At 64.0% G+C, this 14,330-nt stretch carries 10 protein-coding genes; 7 read left to right on the forward strand and 3 right to left on the reverse strand.

The genetic code is table 11. From position 1 onward, the window contains the following. The 4 genes from HCN50_RS31820 to HCN50_RS31835 all read left to right on the forward strand — a co-directional run. Positions 1–597, forward strand: a 597-nt coding sequence (locus HCN50_RS31820) for a tetratricopeptide repeat protein (protein WP_171713837.1), incomplete at its 5' end; no start/stop codon positions are given. 143 nt (positions 598–740) lie between these two features. Beyond that, on the forward strand, positions 741–1,415 hold the full coding sequence (locus HCN50_RS31825; RefSeq protein WP_171713838.1) for an OmpA family protein: 675 nt from the start codon (positions 741–743) through the stop codon (positions 1,413–1,415). A 145-nt stretch (positions 1,416–1,560) separates the two neighbouring features. Then, a complete protein-coding gene (locus tag HCN50_RS31830; RefSeq protein ID WP_171713839.1) occupies positions 1,561–2,484 on the forward strand; it encodes an efflux RND transporter periplasmic adaptor subunit in 924 nt (307 codons plus the stop codon). Then, on the forward strand, positions 2,484–5,645 hold the full coding sequence (locus tag HCN50_RS31835) for an efflux RND transporter permease subunit (RefSeq protein ID WP_235977346.1): 3,162 nt from the start codon (positions 2,484–2,486) through the stop codon (positions 5,643–5,645). Before HCN50_RS31830 ends, HCN50_RS31835 begins: the two co-directional genes overlap by 1 nt. Before the next feature lie 257 nt (positions 5,646–5,902). On the opposite strand, the gene HCN50_RS31840 is transcribed toward HCN50_RS31835, so the two are convergent. Beyond that, complete coding sequence (locus tag HCN50_RS31840; RefSeq protein WP_171713840.1) at positions 5,903–6,577, reverse strand: Crp/Fnr family transcriptional regulator; 675 nt, start codon at positions 6,575–6,577, stop codon at positions 5,903–5,905. Between the two features lie 219 nt (positions 6,578–6,796). Between HCN50_RS31840 and HCN50_RS31845 the strand changes: the two genes are divergently transcribed. Both HCN50_RS31845 and HCN50_RS31850 read left to right on the forward strand, forming a co-directional pair. Further along, positions 6,797–8,845 carry an AsmA family protein gene (locus HCN50_RS31845; protein ID WP_171713841.1) on the forward strand — a complete coding sequence of 683 codons (2,049 nt, stop codon included), beginning with the start codon at positions 6,797–6,799 and terminating at the stop codon, positions 8,843–8,845. Between the two features lie 316 nt (positions 8,846–9,161). Next, complete coding sequence (locus HCN50_RS31850) at positions 9,162–11,609, forward strand: adenylate/guanylate cyclase domain-containing protein (protein ID WP_171713842.1); 2,448 nt, start codon at positions 9,162–9,164, stop codon at positions 11,607–11,609. A 197-nt stretch (positions 11,610–11,806) separates the two neighbouring features. Here HCN50_RS31850 and HCN50_RS31855 read toward each other — a convergent pair whose 3' ends face one another. Next, complete coding sequence (locus tag HCN50_RS31855) at positions 11,807–12,073, reverse strand: DUF1127 domain-containing protein (RefSeq protein ID WP_171713843.1); 267 nt, start codon at positions 12,071–12,073, stop codon at positions 11,807–11,809. 408 nt (positions 12,074–12,481) lie between these two features. On the opposite strand from HCN50_RS31855, the gene HCN50_RS31860 reads away from it, so the two are divergent. After that, positions 12,482–13,381 carry an efflux RND transporter periplasmic adaptor subunit gene (locus HCN50_RS31860; RefSeq protein ID WP_171713844.1) on the forward strand — a complete coding sequence of 300 codons (900 nt, stop codon included), beginning with the start codon at positions 12,482–12,484 and terminating at the stop codon, positions 13,379–13,381. A gap of 94 nt (positions 13,382–13,475) precedes the next feature. Here the strand turns inward: HCN50_RS31860 and HCN50_RS31865 are convergent, their stop codons facing one another. Further along, positions 13,476–14,315, reverse strand: coding sequence for a caspase family protein (locus HCN50_RS31865; protein ID WP_171713845.1), 840 nt, complete (start codon positions 14,313–14,315; stop codon positions 13,476–13,478). Positions 14,316–14,330: the final 15 nt, after the last annotated feature.

Genomic DNA, 14,330 nt, shown 5'->3' on the forward strand with positions numbered 1-14,330 from the left:
CCTCCACCGCCGGCGCCGAAACCGGTTGAAGCCGCAATTCCGCCGCCCCCGCCACCGGCCAAGCCGGTCGAGAGCCCGAGCCCGACCGCGGTCGCGCTTGCCGACGATCCGACCATCAAGACCCTGACCGCCAAGCTCAACGACAATCCGGACGATGCGGCGGCGCTGTACCGGCGCGGGCAGGTCTATGCAAGCAAGGGCGCCTACGAGCTTGCCATCAAGGACTTCAACAATTCGCTGCGGCTGAATCCGAAGGATGTCGAAGCCTATAACAATCGCTGCTGGGCACGCACGGTGATCGGCGACCTGCAGGCGGCGCTGAAGGATTGCAACGAGGCACTGCGGCTACGGCCGAACTTCGTCGACGCGCTCGACAGCCGCGGGCTCCTCAATCTGAAGAACGGCCAGAACAAGAATGCAATTGCTGATTTCGATGCCGCCCTCAAGATCAACCCAAGATTGACATCCTCATTGTATGGTCGCGGCCTGGCCAAGAAACGTAACGGCTCGATTGCGGAAGGCGACCTGGACATCAACAATGCGAAGGCGATGGATCCCAATATCGTTAAGGAATTCGCTGACTACGGGGTGCAATAACTTTTTTCGATCAAAGCCAGCGGGCACCTCGAACCCTGTGACGGGTCCCCAGACTAAGGAACAGCAGCCGGTGTGAGCCAAAGTCCGGCAGCTCATTGGATGATATTTGGAACCGCGTGGGAAGCCCGCAGGAGGGACAGGCAATGGCACAATTCTCAACGAAAACCTTTACGGCAATCGTTTCGATTGCATCGCTCGGCGCAGCCGTTTCCTTAAGTGCGGGAGCCGCGTTCGCTCAAGACAAGAACGTCACCGAGGATCAGATCGTCCGCGCGCTGGTGCCCGAAAGGAAGCCGCTCACCCGCGGCCTTTCGGTCGGCCCGCAGCAGACCGTCGACCCGACCGCAGCCGCCGCCGAGAATAAGTTCGTCCAGAAGATCCGCGGTCGCTCCACGCGTTCGCTCTCGACCGCCGAGCGCGAGGAGATCGCCGCGATCGTCAAGGACAAGCCGAAGATCGATCTGGAGATCAATTTCGACTACAACTCCGCCGACATCAGCGCGAAATCGTTGCCGTCGGTTCAGGCGCTCGGCCGCGCGCTCACCAACAATGATCTCAAGGGATCGACCTTCGTAGTTGCAGGCCATACCGACGCCGCCGGCGGCGAAGCCTATAACCAGGATCTCAGCGAGCGCCGGGCGGATGCGATCAAGCGCTATCTCGTCGACAAGTATGGCATCAACGGCACCGATCTCGTCACCGTCGGATACGGCAAGAGCAAGCTCAAGGATCCGAGCCAGCCGCTCGCGGAAGTAAACCGCCGCGTTCAGGTCGTGAATATGGAAAACAAGGCCACGGCGTCGAACGCGTCCAAGTAAGGGGCGTGGCGCCGACCAATACTTTGCGGCTACAATACGTCCCGCAGCACCCATGCGGGACGTATTCGTTTTGGGCGTCATCGCTGGCCTTCGGCCGGCTAAGCGCGCCTGTTTGATTTGACTTCCAGTCTGGATTGATCCGGCGATGAAATTCTCCGAATACCTCAAACCTGCGCTTGGAACGGCCTTTGTTGTCGTTCTGGCGGTTGGCTATTACTGGTTCGAACACCGTCCGCGCGCCGAAGAAAAGGAAACACCGGGCCAGGCGCTGGTGATCGTCACCAAATCCACCAATGCCTGCTTCTCCGACATGGTGCGGGTCACCGGCTTCATCGTGCCGCGCCGCGAGGCCCAGATCGGCGTCGACCAGGAAGGCTCCAGGGTCACCGATCTCCTGGCCAAGGAAGGCGATACGGTCACCGAAAATCAGGAGCTGGCGCGCCTCACCGCGCCGCCGCAAGTACCCGGTGCTCCGGCGGGCAGGCCCGGGCCGGTCTCGCTTCGCGCACCGGCCGCCGGCCTCGTCACCGAAGTCCGGACCGCGGTCGGCGCGCCGGCCTCGCCGCAGGCTGGCCCGATGTTCCGGATTTCCGTCAACAACGAAATCGAGCTCGAAGCCGAAGTGCCGAGCGTACATCTGCTCAAGCTCAATCCCGGCGCGACGGTACGCATCAGCCGGGACGACGCGCCCGACGTCGTCGGCAAGGTCCGGCAGATCTCGCCGCAGATCGATCGCGCCACGCAGCTCGGCAAGGTCCGAATCTCGCTGAACAACAATCCCTCGCTCAAGGTCGGCATGTTCGCCCGCGCCAATATCGATGCCAAACGATCCTGCGGCGTTGCCGTGCCGCGCACCGCGATCGATCGCCTGACCCTGCAGGTGGTCAAGGGCAATACGATCGAGACGCGGAAGGTACGCGTCGGCCTGACCTCCGAAACCTCAACTGAAATTCTTGAAGGCCTCGACGTCGGCGAAATCGTCGTGGCCGATGCTGGTACGTCGCTGCATGACGGCGACCAGATCAAGACCATGTTCGCCGACGAACTCGAGCGCACGCGGGCACGCTAATGGCTTTGAATATTTCTGCTTGGTCGATCCGGAACCCGCTTCCATCGATCGTCTTTTCGATCATCCTCCTGGTCCTGGGCTGGGTCAGCTTCACCAAGCTTGCGGTGACCCGACTGCCCAGCGCCGACATCCCCGTGATTTCGGTTGCTGTCGCGCAGTTCGGCGCAGCTCCGGCCGAGCTGGAATCGCAGGTCACCAAGACCATCGAGGACGGCGTCTCCGGCGTCGAGGGCGTGCGGCATATTTCGTCATCGATCACCGACGGCCTGTCGGTGACGACGATCCAGTTCGCGCTCGAGACCAACACGGATCGCGCGCTGAACGACGTCAAGGACGCTGTCACCCGCGTCCGCGCCAACCTGCCGCAGAATGTCAACGAGCCGCTGATCCAGCGTGTCGACGTGATCGGGCTGCCGATCGTCACCTATGCGGCGATCTCGCCTGGTAAGACGCCGGAGCAGCTCTCCTATTTCGTCGACGACGTCGTCAAGCGCGCGCTGCAGGGCGTTCGCGGCGTCGCCCAGGTCGAGCGTATCGGCGGTGTCGAGCGTGAGATACTTGTGTCGCTCGATCCCGACCGGCTGCAGGCGGCGGGGCTCACCGCTGTCAATGTGAGCCAGATCCTGCGCGGCACCAATGTCGACCTCGCCGGCGGCCGCGCCGCAATCGGCAAGAACGACCAGGCGATCCGCACGCTCGCCGGCGCCAAGACGCTGAACGAGCTTGCTGGCACCATGATCCCGCTGTTCGGCGGCGGCGAAGTGCGGCTCGATGATCTCGGCACCGTGACCGACACCATCGCCGACCGGTCTACCTTTGCCCGTTTCAACGGCGAACCGGTCGTGGCGCTGGGCATCAAGCGCTCCAAGGGCGCCAGCGATGTCGTCGTGGCTGCTGCCGTGCAGAAGCGCATCGATGCGCTGAAGGTCGCCTATCCCGATGTCGACCTCAAGCTGATCGACACTTCGGTCGAATTCACCAAGGGCAATTACGAAGCGGCGATCTCCACTTTGTTCGAAGGCGCGATCCTCGCCGTCATCATCGTGCTGCTGTTCCTGCGCGACATCAGAGCCACCATCATCGCCGCGATCTCGCTGCCGCTGTCGATTTTCCCGGCGTTCTGGGCGATGGACCTGCTCGGCTTCTCGCTGAACCTGGTGTCGTTCCTCGCCATCACGCTGTCGACGGGCATTCTGGTCGACGACGCCATCGTCGAGATCGAGAACATCGTGCGCCACATGCGCATGGGCAAATCGCCCTATCGCGCGGCCCTCGAAGCCGCCGACGAAATCGGCCTCGCTGTGATCGCGATCTCGCTGACCATCATCGCAATTTTCGCGCCGGCCAGCTTCATGTCCGGCATCGCCGGGCAGTTCTTCAAACAGTTCGGCATCACGGTCTCGGTGCAGGTGTTCTTCTCGCTGCTCGCCGCGCGCTTCGTCACGCCGGTGCTGGCGGCCTACTTCCTGAAGGACCATCCGCACGACGAGCCGCCGCCCGGTCGCATCCTGCAATCCTACACCAAGCTCGTGACCTGGTCGGTGAAGCACTATTTCATCACCGTGCTGATCGGCTTCGGCATCTTCGCCGCCTCGATCTGGAGCATCACGTTGCTGCCGCAAGGCTTCCTGCCCGCGCAGGACACTGCGCGCTCGCTGCTGGCGATGGAATTGCCGCCGGGCTCGCAGCTTGCCTATACCGAGAAGGTAACTGAAGAAATCGTCGCCCGCCTGCGCAAGCGGCCCGAGGTGAAGAGTATCTTCGTCGATGGCGGCCGCGTGCCGCCTGGAACGCAGGAAGTCCGCCGCGCCGCGCTGATCATCAATTACACGCCGAAGAAAGACCGCAAGATCACCCAGCGGCAACTCGAACTCGAGATCGGACAGGAACTGGAAAACGTTCCCGATATTCGCTTCTGGTTCCTCGACGAAAACGGCTTGCGCGCGATTTCGCTTGTCGTGACCGGTGTCGACAGCAACATCGTCAACAACGTCGCCAGCGAGCTTGCGACGCAGATGAAGCGGATCCCGATCATCGCCAACGTGATTTCGGAGACCGCGCTCGACCGGCCCGAGCTCCGCATCCGGCCGCGCGCCGAACTGGCGGCCCGGCTCGGCGTCTCGACCGAAAGCCTGTCGCAGACGATCCGCGTCGCCACCATCGGAGACGTTGGTCCGGCACTGGCCAAATTCGATGCGGGCGACCGTCAGGTACCGATCCGCGTTCAGCTGGAGGACAGCGCGCGCAGCGATTTGCAGATGCTGCAGCAATTGCGCGTGCCGCTCGGTCAGCGCGGCGAGCGCGGCGGCGTGCCGCTGTCGGTCGTTGCCGACATTCAGCTCGATCAGGGCCCGACCAGCATCAACCGCTATGACCGCGAACGGCAGGCGACGGTGGCTGCCGACCTCGTCGGCACCGCCGCGCTCGGCGACGCGACCAAGCTGATCTACGAGCTTCCGGTCATGAAGAGCCTCCCGAAGGGCGTCAAGGTGAGCCCGTCAGGTGACGCCGAGAGCCTCAATGAACTATCGGAAGGCTTTGCCACCGCCATCACGGCCGGCCTGATGATGGTTTATGCGGTGCTGGTGCTGCTGTTTGGCACGTTCCTGCAGCCGATCACCATCCTGTTCTCGCTCCCGCTGTCGATCGGCGGCGCGATCGCAGCATTGTTGCTCACCGGCAAGCAGCTCACCACGCCGGTGTGGATCGGCATCCTGATGCTGATGGGCATCGTCACCAAGAATGCCATCATGCTGGTCGAATTCGCCGTCGAGGCGATCCGAGAGGGCAAAAGCCGCGAAGAGGCGATCATCGACGCCGGCATGAAGCGCGCCCGTCCGATCGTGATGACGACGATCGCGATGGCCGCAGGCATGATGCCGTCAGCGCTGGCGTTCGGCGCCGGCGGCGAATTCCGCTCGCCGATGGCGCTTGCCGTGATCGGCGGCCTGATCTTCTCCACTATCCTGTCGCTGGTGTTCGTGCCGGCGATGTTCATGGTGATGGACGATTTCGGCGCCATGTGCTGGCGGCTCGGCCGGAAGCTGATCGTCTCCAGCGCGGAGACTGAGCCCGGCGCTCACGGACCGGATCATCGCAGTGAACCGCCCGCCAAGGGCCCGCCCGCGGCACCGCCAGCGATGTGGCCCGCGGCGGAGTAGGTAGCATTGGGTGCGTCAATCGAGGCCGAAGATCAGTCGTTTTTCCAAGCCCTGCGGGATGTGTGCTGGATATACAGGATTTCCAAGTCATCGCGTACGCAATGGAAATCTTGTAGGGCTAGACCCGCACATCGGGATCGTCGGTCCGATAACCACTGTACGGATGGTCCTTTAGCTGCAGTACCGCTTTGCGGATGTTTGCAGCTACGTTTCGTGGCACCGCTGAGAGAACGCTCAGCTTGACGACAGATGCGGCCCTACTCGTTTCTCGCTACCGCCGTCAGCTTGGTCATGTTCTGCAGCAGGATCCTGCCGCGCTGCAGGTCCAAAATGCCGTCCTTGCGCCAGAGCTGCAGTTGACGGTTGACGCTCTCGCGGGCGGCGCCGACGAAGACGCCGAGCTGTTCCTGCGAAATGTGCACCTCGGAACCGAAGTCGGAGGCCAGCGCACAGAGCCGCCGCGCCAGGCGGACCGGCAACGGCTGCAGCACGGATTCTTCCATCCGCTCGCTCTGCCAGCGGATGCGCTGACACAACAGCATGATGATCTTGATGGCGACCTTCGGCTCGCGCTCGAGGAACGCCAGAAAATCCTCGCGCCGCAGCACGAACAGTTCCGACGGCTCGCCGGCGGTGGCATCCGCCGTGCGGTCCTGGCCGTCGAGGACGGCCACCTCGCCGAACAGATCGCCGGGACCCATGAAGTTGAGCGTCAGCCGGCTGCCGTCGGAGGCGCCGGTTTCGATGCGGATCTGGCCGCGCCGGACGCCGTAGAGGGCATCGCCAGGATCGCCCTTCTGGAACAACATTTCACCAACGCCGAGCTGTTGGGTATGGCAAAGGCCGGAAATGCGCTGCAATTCGTCGGCGCCGAGATCGGCGAACATCGGGTTCATTTTCAAAATGACCGCAAATTCGGCCTGTTTGCTCATAGTATTGCCTTCCAGATCGGCCTTACCGCCCCCCGAACGCCGTTAGCAGAATTCGCCCACCCACGAGTGTGTCATAAGTCACATAACTTTGCAGTACCCCCGGAATATTTTTGGCTTCTTTGGGGCCCATCCTCTTTCCGGGATAAGCTCACCTGACCGGTTGCGCCCGCCTGTCGCGCCACCGAAATAAGAGCCGTTTTCGCGGTCTGGAATATCGACATGAGAGCACTGAAAATTGCCGGCGCCGTCATTGCCGCCGTGATCGTCGTGGTCGCGCTGCTGCTGGTGATCGGCATCCCCTCGAGCTTCCTGACGACGGAGATCAAGGACCGCGTCGAGCGCGAGACCGGCTACAGGCTCGCCATCAATGGCGGCGCCAGGATCGGCCTGTGGCCATCGCTCAACGTCACGCTGAATGATGTCACGCTGCAGGATCCGAAGGACCGCGACATCAACCACCGCTTCACGGCTTCCAGCATCGAGGCGGACGTAACGCTGGCAAGCCTGTGGGCGGGCAAGCCGCAGATTACCGAGCTCGTCATCATCCGCCCCGTCGTGAACCTGCCGCTGCGGCGCGAGCGGGTGAGGGAAGCCACTTCCCCCTCGAAGCCTGCCGCCGGCAAGACAACTGACGCCTTTTCGATCGAGCACATCAGCGTCAGCGGCGGCACCGTTGTGTTCTCCAATTTGCGCGACCGGGTCGAGAACAGGATCGAGACCGTCAACGCCGACATCGTCATCGATGCCGACCGGAAGGTTACGCTGACCGGCAATGCGCGCAAGAACGGCAATCCCCTGAAATTCGAGCTCAAGGCGGCGCTGCCCGCAGCCCCGGTCGAGCGGCAGAATATTCCGGCCGAAATCAAGATCGATGCGCCCGGCCTGCTGAACGGCCAGCTCGCCGCCAAGGCCGAAGCCCGCCTCAACGGTTCGGTCGTGATGATCAATGGCGTGACCGGCGCGCTCGGCGACGCCGCGTTCAATGGCTGGGCCTCGGTCGACCTGTCGAGCAAGCCGCTGGTCAAGCTCGATCTCGATTTCCAGAAGCTTGCGCTCGCGACGTCGCAGAGTACCGACAATTCCTCGGCGCAGCCCTGGAGCAACGCGACGATCGACATCAACGGCCTGAATTATATCGACATACAGGCGCGCATTTCCGCGGCCGAACTCAGTATCGGCGGCGCGCGTTTCGCTCCCGCCGCGATCGACACCACGCTCGCAAGCGGTGTGTTGAAGGCGCAGGTCGCCAACCTTGGCGCCTATGAGGGCAACGCCAACGGCGACCTGTCCATCGATGTCTCCACCGCCAATCCCGCCTACACATTGCGCGCCGACCTCACCGGCGTGCGGGCGCTTCCGCTGCTGCACGGCCTCGCCGATTTCGACAGACTCGACGGCAGGATGCAGGCGAAGATCAATGTGCGCTCCTCCGGCATCAGCCAGCGCGCGATCATGTCGAACATGGCCGGCACCGCCTTTGTTGTATTCCAGGACGGCGCCATCAAGGGGCTCAATGTCGCGCAGATGATCCGCTCGCTGACGGCGAGCACGCTGTCGGGCTGGCAGGAGAGCGACGAGAAGGCGACGGACCTCTCGCAATTGTCGGCATCGTTCAAGATCGACAAAGGCCAGGCGCAGACCACCGATCTCAATCTGGTCGGCCCGCTGGTGAAGATGACCGGCGTCGGCACCATCGATCTCGGCACCAAGCAGATCGGCTTCCGCGTCGAGCCGAAACTCGTGATGACCACCGAGGGCCAGGGCCGCACCTCAGATCCGGTCGGGCTTGGCATTCCCGTGATAATCGAAGGCCCGTGGGGAAGCCCACGGATCTATCCGGAGATGCAGGGCATCCTCGACAATCCGGATGCGGCTTATGCCAAGCTGAAGGAGATGGGCAAGGGCCTGTTCGGCCAGAACGGCGCCGGGCTAGGTGCTGCGATCGGCAGCCTGCTTGGCGGACAGCCGGGCACGGCCGGCGGCCCCGGGCAGACCGGCGGTAAGCCGAACGATCCGCTCGGCGGCCAGCTTGGTGAGACCATCGGCAATCTCATTCAGGGCTTGGGTGGATTGGGCCAGGGCGGTCAGGGCGGTCAAGGCAGCGTGCGCCCCGGCGGTCAACGGAGCCTGACGCCAACCTCGCCCGCCGAGCCGCCGAGCCAGGCCGCGCCTTCCGAACCGGCGGCGCCCACCACACCGAGCGATGCGACCGCGCAGCAGGACAGCCAGCCGATGAACGAGGTCTTGCGGCAGTTGTTCAACCGCTGAGGCGATCACTCCATCGCCTCGCTCTTCGCGGGGAGAGGGGCTGCCTCCAGGAGTCCCGCCGTGCAGAGAGCCCCTCACCCGGCGCTTCGCGCCGACCTCCCCCGCCAAGAGCGGGGCGAGGTGGAGCAAGGCGCCGAACTAGAATCCGGCGATTCCTGGCTAGAATCGGGGCTAACCATGCTGGCGGACGGGCCGCCGGACCCGTCGATTCGTGCTAAACAGGCGCTCATTCGGGGTCTGCAGTTGTAGCCGGCCCCGCGGCAAGCGACGAACGGATGCGCATGCTTTTTCAAGGGCGTGCCGCACGAGGGTCCGGATGAGCGAGGTCAAGAACAGGGTCTGGTTTCTGCGCGAGGGCCTGTTCGCCAAATACGTCGTCGCGCTGGTCGGGCTCGTCGTGTTCGTGCTGGCCGTCAACGGCGCGATTGAAATCTGGATCACCTATCGCGGCATCAAGAGCTCGCTTCACGATGCCATGTCGGAGAAGGCGCAGGCGACCGCCAAGCGGATCCAGCAATCGATGTCCGACCTCGAGCGGCAGATCTCCTGGGTGACCCGCGCCTCCACCAAGACGATCGAGGATCGCCGCGCCGACTACGCCCAGTTGCTGCGGCAGGTGCAGCAGGTCAGCCAGCTCTCGTTGCTCAATGCCCAGGGCCGCGAACAGCTCCGCCTGACGCGGCAGACCGTCACGCTCGGCAGCAACGCCGATTTCTTCCGCGATGTCCGCTTCGCGGAGACTTTGACGCGCGGCACCAGCTTTGCGCCGGCCTACATGCGGGACCAGCAACCGTTCATGTCGATCGCGCTATCGCATGCCGATGGCAACGTCACGATCGCCGAAGTCGACCTCGATTTCCTCTCCGAGTTCCTGATCGACGCCCAGGTCGGCCGGGCGACGTATGCCTATGTCATCGATTCCAAGGGCGACGTGCTGGCCACGTCCTCGAACGGCCCCGAGGTCGGCAAGAACCTGTCGGCGCTGCCGCAGGTCGCAGCCGTCAGCAAACCCGGCGGCGTCGCGCCGGCGTCGGGCACCGATGCCAGTGGCGATAGGGTGCTGACCACCTCGAGCGTGGTGCCGAAGCTCGGCTGGCACGTGTTCTTCGAACAGCCGACGGCGCAGGCGCTGACCCCGATTCGCGATCAACTGATGCGGATCGCGCTTTTGATCGCGCTCGGCCTCGTGGTCGCGATCATCGCCGGCACCATCATGGCGCGGCGCCTGCTGGTGCCGATCACCGCGCTGCAGACCGGCGCGCGCCGCCTCGGCGCCGGCGATTTCAGCCACCGTATCGAGGTCAAGACCTCCGACGAGCTGGAGGAGCTCGCCAACCAGTTCAATAGCATGGCCGGCCAGCTCGCCGAGACCTATTCGAACCTCGAGGCCAAGGTGAAGGAGCGGACGCGCGATCTGGCGCAGTCGATCAACGAGCTCAAGGTGCTTGAAGAGGTCGGCCGCGCGGTCGCTTCCTCGCTCGATCTCAACGCGGTGCTGCCGACGGTCGCCGCCCGTGCGCTCGAAATCACCCATGCCGACGCCGTTCTGATCTACGGCTATGACGCCGGCAATCACCAGTTCTCGCTCGCCGAAGCGATCGGCATCGACAAATCCGCCGAGGGCCGCCATCGCGCCATCGACGCCGACCACTCGCTGCTTGGCGAGGCCGCAACCAGCGGCGAGCCGATCGCGATCCCCGAGCTTGGCGCAAGCCCTGAGCATCCGCTGCGCGACGTCGCGATCGAGGCCGGCTTCCATTCGGTGCTGGTGGTGCCGCTGGTCGACCAGACCGGCATTCTGGGATCGCTGATGGTGCTGCGGCGGAACGAGGGTGAGTTCTCGGCCAACCTGATCGGCCTGATGAAGACCTTTGCGCACCAGGCGGTGCTTGCGATGCGCAATGCGCGGCTGTTCACCGAAGTGGACCTCAAGAGCCGCGAGCTGCTCGCCGCCAACGATATCGTGCGCGAGCAGGCGAGCAAGCTGCAGGAGCAGACCAACCAGCTCCGCGACTGGAACCGCTCGCTGGAGGAGCGCGTGGAGACGCAGCTCGGCGAGATCGAGCGCATCCGCCGCCTCGAACGTTTCCTGGCGCCGCAGGTGGCGCAACTGATCGCCTCTTCCGACGGCCACGAAGGCCTGCTCGACAGTCATCGCCGCGAGGTCACAGTGGTGTTCTGCGACTTGCGCGGCTTCACCGCGTTCACCGAGACCACCGAGCCGGAAGAGGCGATGAACGTGCTGCGCGAATATCACGCAGCGCTCGGCGAACTGATCTTCAAGTACGAAGGCACGCTCGACCGCTATGCCGGCGACGGCGTGATGATCCTGTTCAACGCGCCGATCCAGTTCGAGGACCACACCGCGCGTGCGGTGCGGATGGCGGTCGAGATGCGCGATACTATTGGCTCCCTGACCGAGAAGTGGCGCAACCGCGGCCACAATCTCGGCTTCGGCATCGGCATTGCGCTCGGCTACGCCACGCTCGGCCAGATCGGCTTCGAGCAGCGGCTGGAATACGCCGCGATCGGCAGCGTCACCAATCTGGCTTCGCGCCTGTGCGACGAAGCCAAGGCCAACCAGATCGTGGTGTCCAGGCGCGTCTACGGCATGGTCGAACAATGGGTCGAGGGAAAACCGATCGACGATCTCAACCTGAAAGGCTTCAACCATCCGATCCTCGCCGCCGAGATCATGAGCTGGCGCGAGGAAGTCGACAATGTCGTGGATGCGGCGGCGGCGCGACGCAAGAAGATGCAGTAGCCGCCGTCGCCCCCTCAAGCGCAGAGCTGTTGCGACCCTCAAGTTGAAATATGGAAAACAACCCCATGCAAAGTAGCCTGGCGGCGGGATGGATGCGAAGCGTCAAAGCCCGACGAAACCTCGTGGCGTAGCCGCAGGGTGCGGCAAAGGGGATGTACCGCACCTGCTCGTGCCACCGCGCCGCCGTCCCCATCCCCTCAATGCCACCCCGGCTGCTGCATTCGCGCGCGGGTTTGCGCCAGGTCTTCAAGGCTGCTCTCGATCTGCGTGCGGTATATGCCGATATCCGTAAGCTCGCGGTCGTCGAGCCGGTGCAGCACCGCGCGCGCAGCGTGACGCTCGTGGCGCGCGATCACCGCTGCGAACAAGCGATTGATGAAACGGCGCAGGTGTGCCAGCCGAACCGCAGCTCGCAAAACAAATGGCTTGGTGGCGGAAGTCTGCATTAGCGTCAGCATCGTCATGGCTGTGTTCTCCGAAGCCGGAACCCGATGGGCTTGCCGGCCACCCTTTCTATCGAAGGCCTGTTGCCAGCATCGTGTCAGCAGGCTTCGGCGAGCACACCCAAGGTGCGACGAGCAGCGAACCCGGGTTGGATCAAGGATCAAAACGGGAAGCGCCGTACATCGGCGCCAGCAAATGGTGGACACGCTGCGCCTTTGCTCACCTTACAATTCTGCGTTTTTCCTCAAACAGCCGCTATTCAACCGGTTGAACATTTCCCCGCGCGGCCAAGACAAAAGAGCGAATGCCGGGAAGCCGGGAAGGTATGGAAAATCGCGCCGATGCGCCGCCGAGAAAGACCTCGTCCCGCTTGGCTCCGACGCGCCCTTTCTGGTATCCAAAGCCCTGAATTTGAGAAGGAATTGCCAATGCCCGTCCTCGCCGCGCGCGACCGTACGCTGAAGTTCACTGCCCTGATCGCCGCGGGCCTGTTCTGCCTTTCGACATCCGTTTCACGCGCCGACGAGACCGACCCCAATGCCCCCAAGGGCGCCGCCGTCACCGTGCTCAAGGCCGCGAAATCCTGCTTTGCCAATATCGTTGAGGTCTCCGGCACCATCATTGCGCGCGAGGAGGTGCAGGTGCGGCCCGAGCGGATGGGGCTGAAGGTTGGCGAGGTGATGGCGGATGCTGGCGACAGCGTCACTGCAGGCCAGGTGCTGGCGAAGCTCAGCCTCCCGGAGGGCGGGCAGATTTCGGTGCAGGCGCCGGTCGGCGGGGTGATTTCGGCCTCCACCGCTGCGGTGGGCGCGATGGCCTCGGCCAAGGGCGAGGCGCTGTTCTCGATCATCGCGCGCGGCGAGTTCGACCTGGTCGGAATGGTGCCGACACGCGATATCGCCAAACTGCAAGTGAATCAGACGGCGCGGATCAAGGTAATCGGCGCTGGCGAGGTCGACGGAAAGGTGCGGCGGCTGTCGACCACGGTGGAGCCGAACAGCCAGCTCGCGCAGGTGTTCGTCGGCGTCGCCACCAACCGGCGGCTGCTCGTCAATTCAAGTGGCCGTGCGCAGATCAAGACCGGGCAGAGCTGCGGCGTCTCGGTGCCGCTGACCGCGATCCTCTACGGCACCGCCGGCACCGTGGTGCAGGTGGTGCGGCGCGCCCGCGTCGAAACGCGGCGGGTAGAAACTGGCCTGATGTCGGCCGGCCAGGTCGAGATCACCTCGGGGCTGCAGGAGGGCGATATCGTGGTGGCGCGGGCCGGAGCGCTACTTCGCGAGGGCGACCCGGTGCGGCCGGTGATGGCGAGCGCTGACGCGAAGTAGACCAGGCCTATAGCTCAGATTTTTTGGGCGCCGCGAGCGCGCTGCCGTTGCGGCGGCGCTTTCCTGCGTTCGCAGGGACGACGGATGACGGCCTTTAGCCGCCGAGCGCCACGTCTTCCAGGAGCGACGAGGAGACCTGCGGCACCTGCTCGCCGTCGGAGGCGCGGGAGACGGAGATGCGGGTCTTGTTGAAGGCGCTGGCGGCGCCGGACTGTGAGTCCAGATTATTGAGCAGTTCGGTGACCAGCACGCTGTACTGGCCCTTGCCGTCGTCGGCGACCTTGCCCGGCGTCGCCGAAGTCAGGATCAGCGCGTTCTCCGGCGTGGAGATCGGGGCGAGCCCGTGCGAATAGGAGCGGAAGCGGCGCTCATAGGGGTTGCGGCGGGAGGCGTCGACGACGACGAGCTTGGCCTTGGCGCCCTTCTCGGTCATCGTATCTAGCACCTGTTCGATCGAGACGCCGTCGCGGCGGACATCGGCTTCCTTCCAGATCGCGGCATCGACCGGAATCATAAAGCTCTCGCGGCCGACCTGGACGCCATAGCCGCCGAAGAACAGCATCGCGACCGTGTCCGGCTTGATCTTGGCCTTCAGGCGGACGATGGCGCGGGCCATGTCGTCCTTGGTGGCGTCCTCGACGACGTCGACGTCAAAACCCTTGGTCCGCAGCGCAGCAGTAAGGCCGCGGGCGTCGTTGATGGGCTGGGACAGCGGCGCTGCGGCGTCCGGATAATGGCCGTTGCCAATCACCAGCGCGACCTTATTGGCCGAGGTGCCGATCGAGCCGGTCTGCTCGGTCCCGATCGCCTTGGCGGTGTCGAGCGAACGCTTGTTCAGCGCGGCATGGGCGCCGATCGCGAGCGACACCAGGCCGGCAAGCGCGATGGCCACGGTGACGGTGCGGCGGGAGATGCAGAGCTGACCGAAGTTCATCGCGTTTCCATTCCC

Origin of the sequence: Bradyrhizobium archetypum, from assembly GCF_013114835.1 — a bacterium.
Lineage (GTDB): Bacteria > Pseudomonadota > Alphaproteobacteria > Rhizobiales > Xanthobacteraceae > Bradyrhizobium > Bradyrhizobium archetypum.